The organism is Pseudomonas sp. 43NM1 (assembly GCF_002836905.1).
GTDB classification, from domain to species: domain Bacteria; phylum Pseudomonadota; class Gammaproteobacteria; order Pseudomonadales; family Pseudomonadaceae; genus Aquipseudomonas; species Aquipseudomonas prosekii.
Genome location: NZ_MKGS01000102.1, coordinates 35,988 through 54,395, shown reverse-complemented (window position 1 = coordinate 54,395; position 18,408 = coordinate 35,988). Strand labels below are relative to the sequence as shown.

Here is an 18,408-nt window from a genome sequence, read left to right as displayed (position 1 = left end):
CCTTCGCGGGCAAGCCTCGCTCCTACAAGGTCAGAATCGAGTTCGCCAGATGATCGGCTTCAGCCGATATCGCGAACTAATATCCAGGCCTCGTCCATCGGCAGCGGCTGTTTCATCCGCTCCGCCAGCATCGCCATCGCGCGATCCTCATCGCACGCCACTGCCGCCGCCACCACGCCGTGCTTGCCAAACAGCCCGATAAACGGCGGATGGCAGGGATCACCCTTGAACTCGACTTCGTCCCAGCTTTCGGCGTGCCCGAGGTAGTGGTAATTCTTGCCGAAATGCCAGGTCCAGAAAAACGGCACATCCAGATAATGCTCATCGCCGCCGAGCATGTTCGCCGCAGCGATCCGCGCCTGTTGCTGGGCCAATCGCCAATGCTCGATGCGCTGCGGCTGGCCGTTGAGCGGGAACGTCGCGATGTCGCCGACCGCCCACAAATCCTCGCTGACGCGCATGCCACCGTCGACTTTCAGCGATTGGTCCTGCTCTTTCGGCAAGTCGGCAAACACCTGCGTCGCCGGGCTGACGCCGATTCCGACCAGCACCAGATCCGCCGGCAGACGCTGTCCATTATCGAGCAGCACCGCTTCAACCTTGTCCGTTCCGGCAATCGAGGCCGCCTCGCCGTCGGTGTGGAACACCACGCCGTTGGCCACGTGGCGGGCGCGAATTGCCTTGCCGACGGTGTCGCCGAATTGCTTGGCGAACGGGATCGCGTGACGCGCCAGCACCGTCACTTCCAGCCCGTATTGGCGCAGGGCGCCCGCCGATTCCATGGCGATAAAACTGTCGCCAATCACCACCGCGCGCTGCCCGGGTTTGGCTGATTGGACAATCCGCTGCGCCTGATCTTTCGAGCGCAGCAAGAACACCTGTGGCAGGTCGGCGCCGGGCAATTTCAGCGGTTTCGGAATGCCGCCAGTGGCGAGCAGCGCGGCGTCGTAATTCAGGGTTTGCCCATCCACCAAATGCACGGTTTTGTTCGGCGCGTCGAGGCTGGTGACTTCGCCGCGAACACGTTCAATGCGTTGCTCGCGATAGAAATCCTCTTCGCGCAGCGGCGGGACCTGGTCGGGCGGCATTTCCCCGGCAAGCACAAACTTGCTCAACACCGTGCGGTCGTAACCGGCGTCGGGCTCGCGGTCGATCAGCTGAATCCGCCCGCCGAAGCCTTTCTCGCGCAAGGCACACGCCGCTGCAGTGCCTGCGGCGCCCGCGCCAATGATCACGAACACTCGCTCATCGTCGGCCGGCGGCGTGTGCGCGTCGATCAGCGGCTGATCGTCGACCCAGACCTCGTCGTCGCGAATTTCCAGTGGATAACGCTTGAGGCTGTCCAGCGCCGGCGGTTCGCACAACGCGCCGTCCTCGATACGAAAAGCCGCTTTGTGCCACGGACAAATCAGCCGGCCGTTACACAGCGCGCCTTCGGCCAGCGGCGCCCCGGCGTGCGGGCATTCACCCTGGAAGGCGCGCAATTGCTCGCCGACCTGCAGCAGGACAATTTTGGTCTCGCCAATGCGCACTTCCAAGCCGCGGTTATCCGGCACATCAGCGAAACGGGCGACGCGGTGCAGGGTCATGAACGCTCTCCAGGCTGGTGCTTCTTCCAACAGGTGTTTCTTTATGGAGTTTGCGGCGTATCCCGAGGTTCAGCCCAATTGCCACTGCCACCGCGCGAACGGTCCGGCTATAGTTCGCGAGCCGACGACGGCCCAACCCGCACAAGGTGCTCCGGTATGACCCGATTGACCTCTCTGAACCCTTGGCTGGCGGCCGTTGCAGTCGCCCTCTGCGTGCAAATGCCGGTGCAGGCCCAGGAACGTTTCACCCTGAATATCCCCGGCGTCACCGACGACCGTTTGTTCACCTCGGCTGCCGCCAGCGACGCTTCCGGTTGCGGCGGACATAACCAGTCGCCCGCGCTGAACTGGAACGCCGGCCCGGCCGGCACGCTGAGTTACGCGATCGTCATGCACGACCCGGACGGCGGCAAAGGTCAGGGCGTCGACCATTGGGTGCATTACGGCATCAAGCCGACCACGCATCAGATCCCGGCCGGGGTTGGCGCCAAATCCGCGCTCGAAGGCGTCGGCGGCACCAACAGCAAAGGCTCGACCCACTACGTCGGCCCTTGCCCACCGGTCGGCGACAGCGCGCACCATTACATCATTCAGTTGTACGCGCTGGACCTCGCCCCAGAGGCGTTGCCCGCCGGTTTGACCCGCGCGCAGTTACTGGAAAAAATCAAAGGTCATGTACTGAAAAACAGCAGCGTGGTGCGCCGTTACCACCGCTGATCGCAGGTGTTGAGCCCGCGCGTTTCGTCCGAAACGCGCGGTTGCGATTGGCGTCATTCCCTGAAATCGAGCACTATCGTGCCACTTTCTGATCGGCCGACGGCACGACGAGTGCCGAGGCAGCGCCGTCCTTGCTTGACGACCCACCATGTTCACCGCTAATTACGCTTTTTGACCGACCGGCATCAGTTCGAGCCCGAGTGTCGGCAGGGATGGCCGAGTGCAGGCGTTTACCAAGAGGCATCACCTCGCTGGGCAAACGCAGTACCCAACGCACCAGGATTGAAGCGATTGAGCATGAACCCAACTAAAGATTCGACCTTTGCCTACCAGGCCGTCTACCGCTACCTCGTCGAACTGATCGAAGCCGCAAACCCCGAGGGCGAGCAAAAACTGCCGTCGCTGCGTCAGTTGGCGCAGCGCTTGAACGTGTCCGTGTCGACCACCAAATACGCCTATTCACTGCTCGAAGATCAGGGCCGAATCTACGCCCGGCCCAAACTCGGTTATTACACCAAGGCAATGCCCGCCGCGCTGCTCAACGAGGGTTCGCCGAACCTGCTCGACAATGTGTTCGCCAATGCCCGGCAGCCGGGCATGCTCGCCCTCAGCAGCGATGCGCCAGCGATGTTGCTGTCGCTGGAAAACCCGCTGCTGATGACCGAACGCGAATTGGCGCGCCAATACCCGCGCTCGCATGCGCCGCTTTACCAGCCTTTTGGCGAGACTGAATTGCGCAGCGTTCTGGCTGATCGTTACACGCGCTCGACCCGCTGTTATTGGCGCGCCGAGCACGTGTACATCGGCTCGGACCTGCGTAGCGTGCTGGAATTGTCCCTCGAAGCGCTGAACCTGGTCGGCACCGTGGCACTGGTGGAATCGCCGTGTTCGTGGGCGATTTTGCGGCAACTGCACGCGGCGAAAATCCGCGTGATCGAAGTGCCGTTGGGCGACGACGGTCGCTTCGATCTGGCGCACGTCCAGGCGTTATTGCAGCGTGAGCCGATCAGCCTCGCGGTGTTGTCGTCGACGGTCAATATTCCGCACGGCAGCCTGATGCCGGCGGAGGACAAACAGACCCTTTGCCGCTGGTTGGCGGAACGGCGCGTCTGGCTGTTCGAGAATGACAGTTATGGCGAATTCAGCTTCGAGCCCAGCGCCACGCGCTATCGCGACTTCGCCGACCCGGAGCGTTTGCTGGTGTTTTCCACGTTCGACAAGATCATCGGTTCGGAAGCGCCTTACGGCTATGTGCTGAGCCGTTTTCAAGGGCCGGAGCTGCACCGCTTGTTCCTCGACCGCGCTTTTCGTCTGTCGCCGATTCGGCAAAAGGCGATTGCCAAGCTATTCACCACGCGGCGTATCGACCAGCACACGCAGATGCTGCGCAGCATGTTGATCGACCGCATGCAGCGAATGAAAGCGCTGTTGCACGAGCACACCGAAGGCCAATTGCGCGTGGTGGCGCCACAGGGCGGCGCGGCGTTCTGGATCGAGTCCACGCGCCCGGTGAACATGCGCCGGGTCTTCGAGCGCCTGTTGGCCAAACGCATCGTCATCGCGCCCGGCGAGATCTTCAGTCAGCAAGGCGCGTGGCAGCATCATTTGCGCCTGAGCTACACCATCGACTGGAGCAAGGACATCGTCCACGCCCTGAAGATGCTCACCCAGGCTATTCAGGATGAAAGTTGAGCCAGGCGCTCAGTTGACGCCATAACAGTGCTTGGGCTCGGGGAACGTGCCGTCGCGCACCTGGGCCGCGAACTCTTCGCACGCCTGGCTGATCAGCGCGCCGACATCGGCGTATTGCTTGACGAAGCGCGGCACGTGATCACCGCCGAGCCCGAGCATGTCTTCGGTCACCAGCACTTGGCCGTCGCACGCCAGCGAAGCGCCGATGCCAATGGTGGGCATCGGCGAAAATTCCGTCACTTTGCGCGCCACCCCTTCGGCCACGCCTTCCAGCAGCAAGCTGAAGGCGCCGGCCTGCAGGTGCGCGCGGGCGTCGGCCTCGATGGCCCGGGCCGTGGCATCGTTCATGCCTTGGGCCTTGAAACCGCCCATGGCGTTGACGTATTGCGGCATCAGGCCGATATGCGCCATCACCGGGATGCCGCGCTGGACCAGAAACTCGACGGTCTCGGCGAGGACCGCGCCGCCCTCAAGTTTGATCGCATCGCAACCGGTGCGCGCCAGCATTTGCGCGCAGTTGCGGTAGGCCTGCTGCGGCGACTCCTGATAACTGCCGAACGGCATGTCGGCAATCACGCAGGCCTGGCGCGTGCTGCTGACTACGGCGCGGGTATGCGCGATGATTTCGTCCAGGCTCATGTCGAGTGTCGACGACCGGCCGTAGCCGACCATCGCGGTTGAATCGCCGACCAGTATGAAGTCGACAAAGGGGTCCATCAGTTTCGCGATAGAGCTGGTATACGCGGTCAGGGAAACGATTTTCTGTTGCCCCTTCATAGCGACCAATTGAGGAACGGTCAGTCGTTTGGTTCGGGTATGCAGGCTCATGGCGCTCTTCCTTGTTACGCCCCGTTGGCGGGGCTGTGTGCAGTTGCAACCGAGGTTTCCGCCAGTGGTTTCCACCGACGATTGCAACCAACGATTACAACCAATCCTTTTCCCAGTCACGCCAGGCGTGATAGTCGGCGTCGATGCGGGCGCTCTGCGGGTGCAGCAGAAACACCGCGCCCGGTGAGCTGTTGAGGTCGATGGTGGGCGCAATCCTTGCCCCTTCCGCGCAGCGAAAACGCACGTTATGAAAACTCGGCAACGCTTCGAGGCGACGGCGCACGTGGCCCTGGGCAAACAAGCCAGGCTGGTGCGCAATCAGGTTCAGACCGCGCGCGTGTTGCAGCAATCGGTAGCGCTTGGGCCAGTCGGCCAGGCGCGCCGGGTCGAGATAACTGAGGCACGTCAGCGCCACCTGATCATTGCCGGTGGCCGCGTGCAGCGCCGGTGGGCAGGCCAGCCCGGACAGGCGCGCGCCGGTTTCGAGCAAGCGCGGGCCGTTGGCGGTGAGGATCAGCTCGGTGTGCGCCGGGCCGTGGACGATCCCCAGCGCATCGAGCACGCCTTGCACGTATTCAATCAGCTCGGGCAACTCGCGCGCCTCTGCCGGCAGCAGGTCTTCGCGGTCGTAGATTTTGCGGCCGTCGGCGGTGAAGGTCTTGGAGCACTTCCAGACGTCGGTGATCCAGTGCTGGCCGCCGTGGCTGACGCTGTTGATCACGTATTCGGCGCCGGTCAGGTATTCCTGCAACAGCACCGATTCGTTGTTGAGCATCATCAGGTTGGTCGCGCCGAGGATCGACTCGATGGCGTTCTGCAACTGGAGCGCATCGTGGCAAATGAACACATTGTCGGAGCCGGCGCTGTCCAGTGGTTTGGCCACCACGCTGGCGCCGCCCCGTGCCTTGAACCACGCCAGCGCCCGCGCCATCGAGTGCGTGCGCAGTTGCGCGGCGACCGGCAGGCCGGCCTCGGCGACGCGTTCGGCCATCAACGACTTGTCGCGGCGCGCGGCGGAGGTGGCGGGGTCGTTGCCCGGCAAACCCAGGCGCGCGGCGAGCAAATCCGCCAGTTCGACGCCGAACTCACTGCCGGTCAACACCGCCGCCGGGTGCTGTGCGGCGAGTTTTCGCAGCAACGGTTCGAGGCCTTCTTCGGCGACGCTGTAATCCTCGGCGAACAGGTTTTTCGGGCAGCTGGCGGCGAACGCGGCGGGCATGTCCGCGCGCGAGCGCACGTGCAGCAAACGGCGCTGCCCGGCGAGCGAGTGAGCGAGCAGGGCGCCGGTCGAATAGGCGTCCACCAGAATCAACGGTGCGTCGCTGTTATCAATGCAAGGGTTGGTCATAACGGTTCACCGTGTAATGCAACATCTGAAACAGTTCGGAGGAGCTGATGCCCGGGCCATTCGCCGACCAACCGCTGGCGCGCGGCAGCGGCAGGCCGCCGATATTGCCCCAGCGCAACGCACCTTTTTCGTCGATGCGCGTGGTAGCGCGGCCAGGGTTGTCGGGGTGCAGGCAGTAGGGAATGTCCAGCAAGCCACGGGCGAACGCCTGGATCAGCGCGACGCCGATGTCGACGTGCAGGTTGAGCACGGTTTCGATCAGGCGCCGGGCTTCGAAGACGATTTCCTCGTAATACACGGCGCTCGCCGGATCAATCGGCGTGAGCTCACCGGCGGCGACGTCGGCGGTCATGCGCAAGGCATCGAGGTTGTCGTCAACCGAAGGGATTTGCCGCGATTCGGCGACGGTCTTGACGATCAGCCGCTCGCAACCGGCGGCGCGGGTCAGGCGCGCACTGTCGCAAATCAGCCGACGAGCGCCGTGCGCCGTGGTCGGGAATACGCCCATGTAGGAATACACCACGACATGCCAGTGGTCGCCGGCGAGATACTCCCCAGCCAATTCACGCAACGCTTGCAGCGCGCCGAAATCCTGGGCCATCGAGGTGCCTTGGGCGTAACTCAGCGACACCCCGCGCACGCCGTGCTGACGGAAAAACAGCGCTTCGAGCAAGGTCATGGCGATCAGCATCGACGGCGGGCACAACTGCCCCAACAGGCAGCCGCCGAAACTCTCGATATGCGGGTGCTCGGTGGCGGCGGCCAGCACCTGGCAACTCTGCGCCCAGGCACTGACCGCCTCGGCCAGCGGCAAACGGCTGTAAGGCATGCAATACGACACCGGCCCGCCTTCCGTGGCATCCAGACCCAACGCCGCCAAGCGCTGAAAGACGTTCTGCGGCTTGGCCGTACCGTGGCGGATCTGAATCGGAAACTGCGCGCCGTACACGCCATCAAGCATGCCGCGCACGGCTTCGACCGGGTGGCTGATGATCGGAAAGCCGTTCATCGGGCTCGAACTGTTGAGGCATTGCAGCGCGCTTTGGTAGTCGCCGACGCGCGTGTAGCTGTCGAGGGTGATGGTGCCGATGGCCGCGCAGGGCAGGGCGGCAACTCGCTCCAGCCCCGCGCGCATTTGCGTCAGCGCGCCGAAACCCATGCGCGGTTGCACCACCAGCTCGTCGCGGGCGCGGGCGCGCTCGATGAATTGTTGAAAATGGCCGCCCTGAAAAGCACTCATGCCTTCAGCGTCCCGAAACCAGTTCGACCACGGTTTCGCCGGTCGCCGGGTCATAACGGCTGATGCGGCCCTTGTGCGGATCACCGGCGCGAACCCGTGCGATCAACGTCGCGTCGCTGTCGAAGTCGATGCGCTGGTGCGCGTACAAACTGCGCAACGCCGGCAACGGCAGGCCGCTGACTTGAGTCAGCCACTGGCTCAGCGCCGCATCCTCGCGTTCACCGCCGAGCAACTGATGCAAGGCGTCGAGTTCAGGCAAACGCTGCGGATGGCAGAGCCCGAGGAAACTTGAGAGTTCGCGACCGCGGTCAACGAACGGCGCGAATTGCATGCACACCAGTTGCGCTTCATCGAGCCCGAAAGCCTGCTCGGCGAAATTCGTCGCGAGCGTGCGCCGTGCCTGCATGCCCTCGGCATCGGCGTACGCGGCCATCGCCAAGTCGATCAGGCGCTGCGGCATTTCTTTCTTGCGCATCAGCGCTTGCGCCAGTTCCAGGTATTCAGCAATGCCCTGGTTGTAGCTGCGACCCTGCACGTATTGCGCTTTGAGGCCGCGAAAGTGCGCCATCAACATCGGGTTGGCGCAGTCAGATTCGGTGAAGCTGAACGCCAGTTCTTCGAAGCGGAAATCGAGGAATTCGGTGATCAGTTCCCAATGATCCTCAACCTTGTAGCTGACCAGATCGTAGATGCTGATAAACGCCGGATCCGCCTGGTCATCACCGCAAGCCACACGGCGCTCGTCACGCTGGTGGTCAAAACCTTCGCCGAACAGTTCGACGAAATACACCTGCGCCACGCCATCCAGCGCTTGCAGCAAACCGCGAAAACCCTGACGCCGGCATTCATCGACGTTCAGCCCCAAACGCTGGGCCAAACGCATGATCCAGGTGAAATAGTGCTTTTGTTCCTTGCGCGAATCGCCCGTGACCACCGCGTTGACGCCGCCCTGCCACCACGCGGCCCGGCCGTAGAAATCCGCCACCGCGAGGTTGCAGCTGTTGCAGAAGGTCGGCCGGCCATCGCCAGCGGTGCGGTGGCCGTTCATCAACACGTCGAAGCGGTTCATGGCTTGGACGTCGTCCGGGAACGGCAAATGCCGCTCGAACGGGCGGATCTGCCGGTGATCGACCACGAGCATTTCCACCCGTGGATCGTCGAACAGATGCAGCGCGCGGTAGACCCGGTCAATGTTGGCCATCACCGCATCCGGCACGCCGGCATGGCGCATGTTGGCGATGCGCAACTGGAACGTGCGGCCATGCAGCACCGCCAAGTGCAATTGCGCGGCGCGGAGCATGGCGACGGTGTAGGAACTGTCTTTGCCGCCGCCGTAAGCGACCATCAATTTGTAGCGGGTCAGCCCGTCGAGGCCACCGGCGGCGTCGGTCAGCCGCTCACCCAGCGTGGCGACTGCGCGGCGTTCATCGGCGCAGAAATAGCGATTGAGCTGACCGAGCAACGACTCGTCGTTGAAGGGCTGCGACGTGGTGGAGTTCATAGCGGTTCGGCCTGGAATTGGAAGGTCTGGGTGGCGTGGCGGATATCGTTTTCAGTGGCAACTTCGCTGCCGCCGACAAAAATGAAGCGGCCGCTGTGCAGCGCGTCATAGCTGCCGCCGGCCTCAAGAATCTGCCCTGGCTCGGGCAACAATTCGCGCCAGAGGTTGGGCAACTCGGCGCGCAATGAATCGGCGCGCAGCACCCGGCACGGCAAGCGCGCCGGTTTCGGAATCACCAACCAGCCGCCGCTCGGGTCGTGGCTGACGGCCGGCACCGGCACTTGCTCGCCGGCCAGACGTCGCAGCCAGTGCTCGTACAAGTTGACGCCGAAGACCTTGTTGATCAGGTGCGGCACTTCGCTGCCACCGACCCGCGCGCCGATTTCGAGGAACACCAGCGAGTCGTCCGGCTCGACGAATATCTCCAGATGAAACGCGGTGCAGCGCAGGTTCAGCGCTTGCAGGATCTGTTTGCTGAACGCTTCGATGCGCGTGCGCAGCGCCGATTTCTGCACAATCACCGAACCCAGCGGCTGGGCCTTGGCGAAGTCCAGACAGCTGTTGATGTAACGCGAAACCACCTGGAACGGCACGCTGCCGTCGACGTCGGCAAAACCGTCGATGTGATACGTCTGGCCGTGCATGAAACCTTCGATTTCATAGCGCGACAGCTCGATGTCATTCAGCAGATTACGCAGCGCCGGCTCGTCCTCAACCTTCTCGACGCCCATGCTGGCGGCGCCGTCCACAGGTTTGACGATCAGCGGAAAACCGATCTCGCGAGCGAAGTGCAGAGCCTGCTCCACGGACTGGCAACGGGCAAAGGGCGGCACGCGCAGGCCTTTGGCCTGGAGGATTTCTTTCATGCGCGCCTTGTCGCGGTACACCGCCACTTCGTCCGGGCCGTGCCCCGGAATGTTCAGGGTCTGGCGCACGTGGGCGGCGATTTCCAGGGTGAATTCCGACAGCGCGATCAGTTGATCGACCGGGCCGACATGCGCGATGACTTCTTCCACCGCCGCGAGCAACTGCTCGTATTGATTGACGTCGCCGACCTGCACTTGATGGGCAATCTGCTGCGCCGGGGCAAGCACGCCTTCGGCACCCGGCGCATCGACCACGTAGCTGATCTGGTGCTGCTGATGGTCGAAGAAATCTTCGTAGCGCGTCAGTTCATTGTCCCAGCGGCGCTCGTCACGAAAGCGCGGCCAGCGGTTGACGATAACGATGTGCATCGTAGTGATCCTTTGAATGAGAAGAACAGGCGTGGCCGGGCTCAGCCCCAGGACGGCACGCTGTTGGCAGGCGCGGGTTCGGCGTCGTGCTGGCTGTGCAACGTGCCCAGGTAAGCGCTGAACGCTTGAATGGCATCGGCGCCGACGAATACTTGCTGGTAACCGGCGTCGATCAGGGGTTGCCGGATCGCGAGGGTTTCGTCCTCGGAGGTGGTCAATTTGCCGCCGATCACGCAGGGCAGGTGCGGGTGCAATCGGCGCACTTGGCGGATCAGTTCCAGACCCTGGGAATAGCCGTGGCCATTGACGCTGCTGACCACCAGCAATTGCGTGCGCCGCTGTTGCAGCGCGGCCAGCACGGCGTCTACCGGCGTGCAACTGCCGAGGTTTTTCACGCTGAAACCGTGTTCGGCCAGCCACAGTTGCAGGTACACCAGGTTCCACATGTGCGAGTCGGATTCGACGGTGGCGATCAGGCAGTGCGGCAAGGTTTTCATTGGGAAGCCTCCATGGCGAGTGACGGACCATCCAGGGCAAGACGAAAACGCCGAGTGGTAAGAATGAACAGCAGCGTGCCGGGCACCGTCAGCACCAGCGCGAGCACCAGAATCAGCACTTGCACGCCGTAGACGTGGCCGACAGTGGCGGTGAGCAGGCCGCCGAGCGGGTACGAAAGCAGGTTGACCAGATAGAACGGGCCCATGACTTTGCCCAAATGCGCGGTGCCAATCGCCTTGATTCGCTGCGTGCGGTTGAACACGTTGAACAATGCGCAACCGGCCATCGCCAAGAGAAAACTCAGGGCATACAGCAGCACGCCACCGGCCACGCCCATGCAGATCAAACCCAGGCACAACAAGGCAAAACCCAGTGCGCCGAGGCGATAGATCGACATCCGCGCCAGCAGCCTTGGCACCAGCACAAAATTCAGCAGACCGAGGGCGCCAGCGCCGGCATTCATCAGCCCGAACACACCGTCGGCAGCGCTGAAAACACCGCTGATGACAAACGCGTTGGCGCTGAGCACAGCGGCAAACGCGAGGTTGATGGTGAAGTTGAGCGCGGCCAGGGAAACCACCGGTGGGTTGCCGAGCAGCAGGCGCCAGCCGAGGGCCAGATCCTTGAAAATGCTGGTCGGGTGGTTGGCGGTTCGGGCGGTAGGCAAGCCTTTCCAGAACATCGAAGCGGCGAACAATGCCACCGCCGCCAGACCGAGCAACCAGCGTTTGTCGGCGTACATGGCCAGCCCGGCGGCCAGCGCGGGACCGAGTGCCATGGCCAGCAGCTCCATGTTTTGCACCAGCGACTGGCAGTGCGCCAGACGCTGCGGTCCGGCGATCAGCGGCACGCTTTTCTCCACCGCCATGCGCACCGGCGCCATCAACACCGACAGGACAATGCCATTGCCGATCAGCGCCCAGACCATCCAGTGCGGCTGGTACCAGCAAATCCCCAACGTCAGCGCCAGGCTCAAGGCGCGCGCGGTGTTGGCGCTGCGAAACAGCAGGCGACCGCCGAAGCGATCAGCCAGCAGCCCGGCAAATGGATAAGCGATCAGCGCCGGCAGCCACTCAAGCGCAAACGCGACGCCGGAATAGCGCACGTTGCCGGTCAGTTGATAGATCATCAGTGGCACGGCGAACAGCACCGTTTGCTCGGCCAGCAGCGCACACAGCAGCCCGGCGCCGAACCAGCGAACGGCGCTGTGTCGTGCGTCGAGGCCGGTTTCACGCATGATCGCGATCCCAGACGGTTTCCAGTTCGCGCAGGTAAGGCAGCACGTACGTGCAGAAGCGGCGCATCTCGTCGCGGGTCGGCCAACCGGAGAAGATGAATTCGCTGACGCCGACTTTTTTGTACTCGAACAGGTATTCGGCGACCTCCTGATAGCTGCCGACCACGCACAACGCCGGACCGCCACGGTACGCCACAGCGCCGGACCAGAGCATCGGCGACAGCCAGTCGTGTTCAGCCTTGTCGGCCAGGCGGAACGAAGTTTTCACCGCTTCCGAGTCGCAACGCCCGACGAATTGGCGAACCCATTCGCGGTGCTGCTCGTCCGGGTTTTCCATCATGCTTTCGACGGCGGCCAAGGCTTCGGCGCGGGTTTCGCGAGCGAGCACGTGCATGCGAATCCCCACTGAGCAGCCCGATTCCAGCACGGTGCGGCTGGCCTCGGCGATGCCTTGCGGGGTGTCGCCATAACGCAGCCAGCAATCGCTGTGTTTCATCGCAATTTGTTGGGCGATGTCGGACGCGCCGCTGAGGTAGATGCGCGGGCGCTCGGCGTCCTTGAAAGGCAAGCCGAGCTGGGCTTTTTCGATGCGGTAATGCTTGCCGTGGTAGGTCAGCGGTGATTCACCGCTCCAGAACCGATGCAGGATGTCGAGGAATTCGCCGGTGCGCTCATAGCGCCCGTCGTGCGCCACGAAGTCGCCGTAATACGCCTGTTCGTCCGGTGAAATCCCGGCCACCAGATTCAGTGAAATGCGCTTGTCGGACATCCACGACACGGTGTTGACGATTTGCGTGAACAGAGTCGGCGGCACCAGGCCGGGACGGTACGCGAGGATGAACTTGACCCGTTCGGTCTCGCGAACCAGCGCGCCGATCATCGGCAGCGGATCGGGCATGTGATAGCTGATCCCCATCAGCAACGAGTCGATTCCCAGCTCGTCGGCCTCTTGGGCAAAGTCGACGATGCCGGCAAAATCCAGCGCGCCGGTGTCGTATTTTTCCGAAGCCTTTTGCTGGCCGCTGTCGAGCGGCGAACACCAGTGAATACGCAGTGCAGGCATTGTGTTTCTCCATGGCAACGCCGGCCGCCGCGACCAGCGGGGCAGGCGTCGCAAGACAGGTCCTTGGTCAGAACAGGAAGCTGGTGCCAACGGTGCGATCGAACAGCGCGACGTCGCGGATGCGTCGCTTGCCGCAGATGAACTTGAGCAGGCGTTCGATCCCCAGACCGCCGCCGGCGCTCGGGTGCAGCAAGCCGCGCCGCGCGACTTCCAGGTAATTGGCGAACGGTTGCAGGTCCATCGACAGCTCGTTCATGCGGTAGACGATCTGCTCGTATTCGAACTCGCGCTCCGCACCGGACAGCGCCTCGCCGTAGCCATCCGGGTAAATCAGGTCATAGTTGTTGTACGCGCCGCGCTTGCCCGGGGTTTCCCGGTCGTAGAATTCGCGACGGTAGTTGGTGACGAAAAACGGCGTTTGCGCGCTGGCCGACATGATCTTTTCGAAGTCGTCGCCGTGCTCGGCGCGCAACTCGTCGGAACTGTAGATCGGGAACGCGCTGGTGAAATGCGGCAGTTGGCGGTTGAGCTGCACGAGTTCGGCGGCGCAATGCTGATTGACCTCGCTGAACACGTGCTTGATCAGGCCTTCGATCAGCGCCATGACCTGATGCATGTCGCCGTCGCGAATCTCGAAATCGAACTGCGAGAACTCCAGCAAGTGGTTCTCGGAATCCTTGATTTCGGCCTTTTCCAGGCGAATGTTCGGCGCGACGATGAAGATCTTGTCGTGGCCCTTGGCGGTCAGTGCCAACTGTTTATGGAAGATCATGCTCGCGGTCAGTTTCAGCCGCCGCTCTTCGTACTGGATCTCGGCGGGATACACCGCGTGGTTCAGTGGATCAGTGATCGGCGACATCAGAATCGGCATCAGCTGTTTGAAATCACGATCCAGCAAATAATGCTGCAAAGCCTGTAGGACGCGGCCCCGGATGATGGCGATGGATTCTGTATCAGGATGATCAAAATCGGCGAAGTTACGTGCTATTTCTTCCATGATTGGCCAAATATTCAGGGAGTTGGGAGGCCCTGATTATTGTTTAAACCGAGGAAAACTCAATGTACAGATTCCAGCTAAAAAGCAACACAGAGGCACAGGCCGGTTGTCCGCACAGGCTTTTGTGTAGACCATATCGCGCTGCTGAAATTGATCCGACGACGCACCCGTGAACCGGCTTGAGCGATTGCTGAAATTGCCGGGCGTCGTCCTCTATAGACTGTTCAGAGTTTGCCCATGACTGCCCTTACTGATTCGCGAGCCCATCAGTTTTCCAAGGCTGACTACAAGACCCTCGGGCTTGCGGCCCTCGGCGGCGCGCTGGAAATCTACGACTTCATCATTTTCGTGTTTTTTGCGCTGACCCTCAGCCAACTGTTTTTCCCGCCGGAAATGCCCGAATGGCTGCGCTTGCTGCAAAGCTTCGGCATCTTCGTCACCGGTTACCTGGCGCGTCCGCTGGGCGGCATCCTGATGGCGCACTTCGCCGATCAGTTGGGCCGCAAACGCGTGTTCAGCCTGAGCATTCTGATGATGGCGCTGCCGTGCCTGTTGATCGGCATCATGCCGACCTACGAACAGATCGGTTATTTCGCACCGTTGCTGCTGCTGTTGCTGCGCGTGCTGCAAGGCGCGGCGGTCGGCGGCGAAGTGCCGAGCGCGTGGGTGTTCGTCGCCGAGCACGCGCCTGCCGGTCATCGTGGTTATGCGCTGGGGTTTTTGCAGGCCGGGCTGACGTTTGGTTATCTGCTCGGCGCGTTGACCGCGACCCTGTTGGCGCAAGTGTTCACCGCCGCGGAAATCCTCGACTACGCCTGGCGCCTGCCGTTTCTGCTGGGCGGTGTGTTTGGTGTGATCGGCGTCTGGTTGCGCCGCTGGCTCAGTGAAACACCGGTGTTCATGGCCCTGCAGGCTCGCCGCGAGGCGGACGCCGAGTTGCCGTTGCGCACGGTGTTGCGCGAGCACCGGCACATGCTGCTGCCGGCGATGATCCTCACTTGCGTGCTGACGTCTGCGGTGGTGGTGCTGGTGGTAATCACCCCGACGGTCATGCAAAAAAGCTTCGGCATGAGCCCCAGCCATACCTTCGCGCTGAGCAGCCTGGGCATCGTTTTCCTCAACATTGGCTGCGTGCTGGCCGGGCTGATCGTCGACCGTATCGGCGCCTGGCGCACGGTCATGCTCTACAGCGTGCTGTTGCCGATCGGCATCGCCCTGCTTTATGCCTGCCTGATCAGCGGCGGTGCGTGGCTGGGCCTGGCGTATGCGCTGGCTGGCTTGAGCTGCGGGGTGGTCGGCGCGGTGCCGTCGGTGATGGTCAGCCTGTTTCCGGCGCACATCCGCGTGTCGGGCATTTCCTTTACCTACAATATTGCCTACGCGTTGTGGGCGAGCACCACGCCGTTGCTGTTGATCGCGCTGATGCCGTGGAGCCCGTGGGTGTGCGTGGCGTATTGCGTGGTGATGGGCGCGGTCGGCGTCGCGTGCGCCGGGTTTTTTGGCGGACGGCAATCTGCCGATAACGGCCAGGCGTTGCTGGCGGAGCGCTAAGGCAAGCACGTCGCAGAAGCGCAAAAAAAGTTTGGCAAGGATGGCTATTCGATGAGCGATTTACAGGATTTGTCCGCCGCGCAACTGTTGGCGATGTATGCCAGCCGCACGTTGTCGCCGCTGGAATATTACGACCACCTGCTGGCGCACATTGAGCGCTGGGAGCCGAGTATCGCGGCACTTTATGCGTTTGATCCGCAGCGCGTACTTGAGCAGGCGCGCGCATCCAGCGAGCGCTGGAGCAGAGGCTCGCCAAACGGAGCGCTGGACGGCGTGCCGGTGACACTTAAGGAATTGATCGCCACCGTCGGCGATTGCATTCCTCAGGGCAGCGCCGCCACCGCGCTGGTCGCGGCAACCGCAGATGCGCCGCCCGCCGCGCGCTTGCGTGAGGCGGGGGCGATTATTCTCGGCAAAACCACGGTGCCGGACTTCGGCATGCTGTCGTCGGGGCTTTCGAGTTTTCACGGGATCACCCGCAATCCCTGGGATCTTGAGCAAAACCCCGGCGGTTCGAGTGCCGGTGCAGCCGCCGCCGCAGCCGCTGGTTACGGTCCGTTGCACGTCGGCACGGACATCGGCGGTTCGGTCCGCCTGCCGGCAGGCTGGTGCGGTTTGGTCGGATTCAAACCGAGCCTTGGGCGAATTCCCATCGACCCGTATTACACCGGACGCTGCGCCGGGCCGATGACCCGCACCGTCGATGATTGCGCGTTGATGATGCGTTTTCTGGCGCAGGCGGATGCGCGCGACGCCACCAGCCTGCCGCCGCAGGCACTGGACTGGAGCCAGGCAACGCCATCGTTCAAAGGCTTGAAAATCGGCTTGATGCTCGACCCCGGCTGCGGCCTTCAGCCCGAAGCGCAGGTGTGCGACGCCGTGCGCAATGCCGCGCAGTTGTTCGCGGAACATGGCGCCGAGGTGCGTTTGATCGGGCCGTTGATGGATCGCCAACTGCTCGACGGTCTCGACGATTTCTGGCGCGCTCGGCAGTTGTCACAACTGCAAACTCTGAGCGCGGCGCAACGGGAACGGGTCTTGCCGTACATCAAAGACTGGGCGGCGCCGGCAGCGACGATGAGCGCGGTGCAAGCGGTCGAAGGCTTCAATCAGACCTTCGAAATCCGCCGCCGCTGCGCACGGTTGTTCGGCGATCTGGACCTGGTGCTGTCGCCGACCAATCAGGTCAGCAGCTTCCCCGCGCACTGGCCGTCGCCGAGCAACGATCCGCGTCAGCCGTTCGAGCACATCGTGTTCACCTTGCCGTGGAACATGGGCGAGCAACCGGCGTTGTCGATCAATTGCGGATTCACCGACCAAGGCATGCCGATCGGCCTGCAAATGATCGCGCCGCGCTTCGCCGATCAATGGTTGCTGCAATGCGCCAAGGCTTACGAAGACTGGCGCGGGCCGATCAAGCACTGGCCGACTGCGCCGTCCCGCTGATCGCTCTTTGGCTGATTCCTCACAAGCTGATCCCTTCTGAATCGCGACCGCTCGAACGCCAGGTGCGTGAGCGGCGCGGGATTTCTTTACAGGCGTTTTTTCATGCACGCACATTTCTTTCGCACGTTGCCCCTGCTGCTGGCCGTCGTTCAGCCAGGCTGGGCCGCTGAACCGGTGGCGCCTCAGGATCAGGCGCCGGGTTTTATCGACGGCAGCCATCTGGGCCTGAACCTGCGTCACTATTATTCCAATCAACACACGCAGCGCAGCACGCATCTGGTGATCAAAAAGCACGGCGTCGCCCAACCGACACGCGAGCGCGACACGTGGGTGCAAACCGGCATGCTCAATTACAGCTCCGGTTACACCCAAGGCCTGGTCGGATTTGGCGTCGATGCCTCGCTGTTCAGCGCCGTGACCCTCGAGCGCGGCCACGGCGCGGTGGCCAACGGCGGGGACCGCGTGCTGGTCGACAGCGATGGCGACGCCGTGCCGACCTGGAGCCGCTTGGGCGTCGGCGATCTGCGGTTGCGGGTGTCGAGCACCGAATTGAAGGCCGGGCGGATGCTCACCGAGAATCCGGTGCTGCGCTACAAAGACAACCGCGCCTTGCCCTCGACGTTTCAGGGCATCGCGCTGAACAGCAACGAACTCGACTGGCTGGCGCTGCAGGCAGGCAGCTTCGAGCGCGCCATCCCGCGCACCGGCACCGGCAGCGAACGGCTGACCACCACCTTCGGTAACCGCGCCTACAGCGGCTCGCGCATCAGTTACCTGGGCGCCACCGCGAAGTCACCCTACGGCCTGACAGTGAGCGCTTACGGTTCGCGGTTCGAAGACATGTGGCAGCAATATTATCTGGGCGCGACTCACCTGGCAGGCGACCGCGCGCACTTGGCGCTGAAGACCAGCCTCAACTATTACCGCACCCGCGATCAGGGCGAACAGCACCTGGGTTTCATCGACAACGACGCCTACAGCCTCGCCGTCACTGCGTCCCACGGCGCGCATGGCTTGACCGCCGCGTGGCAGCAGGTGTTCGGCGACGAATACTTCGACTATGTCTGGGAATCCACCGGCAACTACATGGCTAACTCGCTGTACTCCGACTACAACGGCCCGAACGAAAAATCCTGGCAGCTGCGCTACGACCTCGACTTCGCCGCGTATGGCATCCCGGGACTGACCGCCAGCCTCTGGCACGCCAAGGGCTGGGGCATCGACGGCAGCCATTACAACGGCGACCGCGACGGCCGCAACACCGGCTACAACGTGCGCGGACTCGACGGCGCCAAACACAACGAAAACGGTCTGATGCTGGCTTACGTGGTGCAATCCGGCGCGCTGAAAAACGCGGTGCTGCGCAGCATCGTCTACAACCATCGAGAGAGTGGCGGGCAGATTGACGGCAGCTATGACGAGTTTCGCCTGGTGGCGAATGTGCCGTTCACGCTGTTTTAGCTCGC

At 62.7% G+C, this 18,408-nt stretch carries 15 protein-coding genes; 5 read left to right on the top strand and 10 right to left on the bottom strand.

What is annotated here, in order from left to right:
- Positions 1-59 precede the first annotated feature (59 nt).
- Positions 60-1,589: an FAD-dependent oxidoreductase gene (locus BI292_RS09925; RefSeq protein WP_101207773.1), complete on the bottom strand. Its 1,530-nt coding sequence runs from the start codon at positions 1,587-1,589 to the stop codon at positions 60-62.
- A gap of 156 nt (positions 1,590-1,745) precedes the next feature.
- Between BI292_RS09925 and BI292_RS09920 the strand changes: the two genes are divergently transcribed.
- Entirely contained in the window at positions 1,746-2,306 is a 561-nt protein-coding gene (locus tag BI292_RS09920) for a YbhB/YbcL family Raf kinase inhibitor-like protein (RefSeq protein ID WP_101207772.1), read from the top strand.
- A 297-nt stretch (positions 2,307-2,603) separates the two neighbouring features.
- On the top strand, positions 2,604-3,998 hold the full coding sequence (locus BI292_RS09915; protein WP_101207771.1) for a PLP-dependent aminotransferase family protein: 1,395 nt from the start codon (positions 2,604-2,606) through the stop codon (positions 3,996-3,998).
- A gap of 9 nt (positions 3,999-4,007) precedes the next feature.
- On the opposite strand, the gene panB is transcribed toward BI292_RS09915, so the two are convergent.
- From panB to BI292_RS09870, 9 genes are all read right to left on the bottom strand, one after another.
- On the bottom strand, positions 4,008-4,826 hold the full coding sequence (gene panB, locus BI292_RS09910) for a 3-methyl-2-oxobutanoate hydroxymethyltransferase (protein WP_101207770.1): 819 nt from the start codon (positions 4,824-4,826) through the stop codon (positions 4,008-4,010).
- 94 nt (positions 4,827-4,920) lie between these two features.
- Positions 4,921-6,174: an ATP-grasp domain-containing protein gene (locus tag BI292_RS09905; RefSeq protein WP_092275232.1), complete on the bottom strand. Its 1,254-nt coding sequence runs from the start codon at positions 6,172-6,174 to the stop codon at positions 4,921-4,923.
- Complete coding sequence (locus tag BI292_RS09900) at positions 6,155-7,414, bottom strand: methylaspartate mutase (RefSeq protein WP_101207769.1); 1,260 nt, start codon at positions 7,412-7,414, stop codon at positions 6,155-6,157. Before BI292_RS09900 ends, BI292_RS09905 begins: the two co-directional genes overlap by 20 nt.
- A 4-nt stretch (positions 7,415-7,418) precedes the next feature.
- Entirely contained in the window at positions 7,419-8,915 is a 1,497-nt protein-coding gene (locus BI292_RS09895; RefSeq protein WP_101207768.1) for a hypothetical protein, read from the bottom strand.
- On the bottom strand, positions 8,912-10,150 hold the full coding sequence (locus BI292_RS09890) for an acetyl-CoA carboxylase biotin carboxylase subunit family protein (RefSeq protein WP_101207767.1): 1,239 nt from the start codon (positions 10,148-10,150) through the stop codon (positions 8,912-8,914). Before BI292_RS09890 ends, BI292_RS09895 begins: the two co-directional genes overlap by 4 nt.
- A 41-nt stretch (positions 10,151-10,191) precedes the next feature.
- Positions 10,192-10,647 (bottom strand): cobalamin B12-binding domain-containing protein, encoded by a 456-nt coding sequence (locus BI292_RS09885; protein WP_101207766.1) that lies wholly within the window; start codon positions 10,645-10,647, stop codon positions 10,192-10,194.
- Positions 10,644-11,885 carry an MFS transporter gene (locus tag BI292_RS09880; protein WP_101207765.1) on the bottom strand — a complete coding sequence of 414 codons (1,242 nt, stop codon included), beginning with the start codon at positions 11,883-11,885 and terminating at the stop codon, positions 10,644-10,646. Before BI292_RS09880 ends, BI292_RS09885 begins: the two co-directional genes overlap by 4 nt.
- Positions 11,878-12,948, bottom strand: coding sequence for an LLM class flavin-dependent oxidoreductase (locus BI292_RS09875; protein ID WP_092275214.1), 1,071 nt, complete (start codon positions 12,946-12,948; stop codon positions 11,878-11,880). Before BI292_RS09875 ends, BI292_RS09880 begins: the two co-directional genes overlap by 8 nt.
- Positions 12,949-13,015: 67 nt before the next feature.
- Positions 13,016-13,945, bottom strand: a complete 930-nt coding sequence (locus BI292_RS09870; protein WP_101207764.1) for an asparagine synthetase A — start codon at positions 13,943-13,945, stop codon at positions 13,016-13,018.
- Between the two features lie 237 nt (positions 13,946-14,182).
- On the opposite strand from BI292_RS09870, the gene BI292_RS09865 reads away from it, so the two are divergent.
- The 3 genes from BI292_RS09865 (at position 14,183) to BI292_RS09855 (ending at position 18,403) form a co-directional block, all read left to right on the top strand.
- Positions 14,183-15,496 (top strand): MFS transporter, encoded by a 1,314-nt coding sequence (locus BI292_RS09865; RefSeq protein ID WP_101207763.1) that lies wholly within the window; start codon positions 14,183-14,185, stop codon positions 15,494-15,496.
- 51 nt (positions 15,497-15,547) lie between these two features.
- The gene (locus BI292_RS09860) at positions 15,548-16,942 is read left to right on the top strand and encodes an amidase (RefSeq protein WP_101207762.1); all 1,395 of its coding nucleotides are present in this window, start codon (positions 15,548-15,550) and stop codon (positions 16,940-16,942) included.
- A 102-nt stretch (positions 16,943-17,044) separates the two neighbouring features.
- Positions 17,045-18,403 carry an OprD family outer membrane porin gene (locus BI292_RS09855; RefSeq protein ID WP_101207761.1) on the top strand — a complete coding sequence of 453 codons (1,359 nt, stop codon included), beginning with the start codon at positions 17,045-17,047 and terminating at the stop codon, positions 18,401-18,403.
- Positions 18,404-18,408: the final 5 nt, after the last annotated feature.

What these genes read in the sequence shown, in the direction of transcription:
- BI292_RS09925 (WP_101207773.1), bottom strand. Translation starts at nt 1,589, where the DNA reads ATGACCCTGCACCGCGTCGCCCGTTTCGCTGATGTGCCGGATAACCGC.
- BI292_RS09920 (WP_101207772.1), top strand. Translation starts at nt 1,746, where the DNA reads ATGACCCGATTGACCTCTCTGAACCCTTGGCTGGCGGCCGTTGCAGTC.
- BI292_RS09915 (WP_101207771.1), top strand. Translation starts at nt 2,604, where the DNA reads ATGAACCCAACTAAAGATTCGACCTTTGCCTACCAGGCCGTCTACCGC.
- panB (WP_101207770.1), bottom strand. Translation starts at nt 4,826, where the DNA reads ATGAGCCTGCATACCCGAACCAAACGACTGACCGTTCCTCAATTGGTC.
- BI292_RS09905 (WP_092275232.1), bottom strand. Translation starts at nt 6,174, where the DNA reads ATGACCAACCCTTGCATTGATAACAGCGACGCACCGTTGATTCTGGTG.
- BI292_RS09900 (WP_101207769.1), bottom strand. Translation starts at nt 7,414, where the DNA reads ATGAGTGCTTTTCAGGGCGGCCATTTTCAACAATTCATCGAGCGCGCC.
- BI292_RS09895 (WP_101207768.1), bottom strand. Translation starts at nt 8,915, where the DNA reads ATGAACTCCACCACGTCGCAGCCCTTCAACGACGAGTCGTTGCTCGGT.
- BI292_RS09890 (WP_101207767.1), bottom strand. Translation starts at nt 10,150, where the DNA reads ATGCACATCGTTATCGTCAACCGCTGGCCGCGCTTTCGTGACGAGCGC.
- BI292_RS09885 (WP_101207766.1), bottom strand. Translation starts at nt 10,647, where the DNA reads ATGAAAACCTTGCCGCACTGCCTGATCGCCACCGTCGAATCCGACTCG.
- BI292_RS09880 (WP_101207765.1), bottom strand. Translation starts at nt 11,885, where the DNA reads ATGCGTGAAACCGGCCTCGACGCACGACACAGCGCCGTTCGCTGGTTC.
- BI292_RS09875 (WP_092275214.1), bottom strand. Translation starts at nt 12,948, where the DNA reads ATGCCTGCACTGCGTATTCACTGGTGTTCGCCGCTCGACAGCGGCCAG.
- BI292_RS09870 (WP_101207764.1), bottom strand. Translation starts at nt 13,945, where the DNA reads ATGGAAGAAATAGCACGTAACTTCGCCGATTTTGATCATCCTGATACA.
- BI292_RS09865 (WP_101207763.1), top strand. Translation starts at nt 14,183, where the DNA reads ATGACTGCCCTTACTGATTCGCGAGCCCATCAGTTTTCCAAGGCTGAC.
- BI292_RS09860 (WP_101207762.1), top strand. Translation starts at nt 15,548, where the DNA reads ATGAGCGATTTACAGGATTTGTCCGCCGCGCAACTGTTGGCGATGTAT.
- BI292_RS09855 (WP_101207761.1), top strand. Translation starts at nt 17,045, where the DNA reads ATGCACGCACATTTCTTTCGCACGTTGCCCCTGCTGCTGGCCGTCGTT.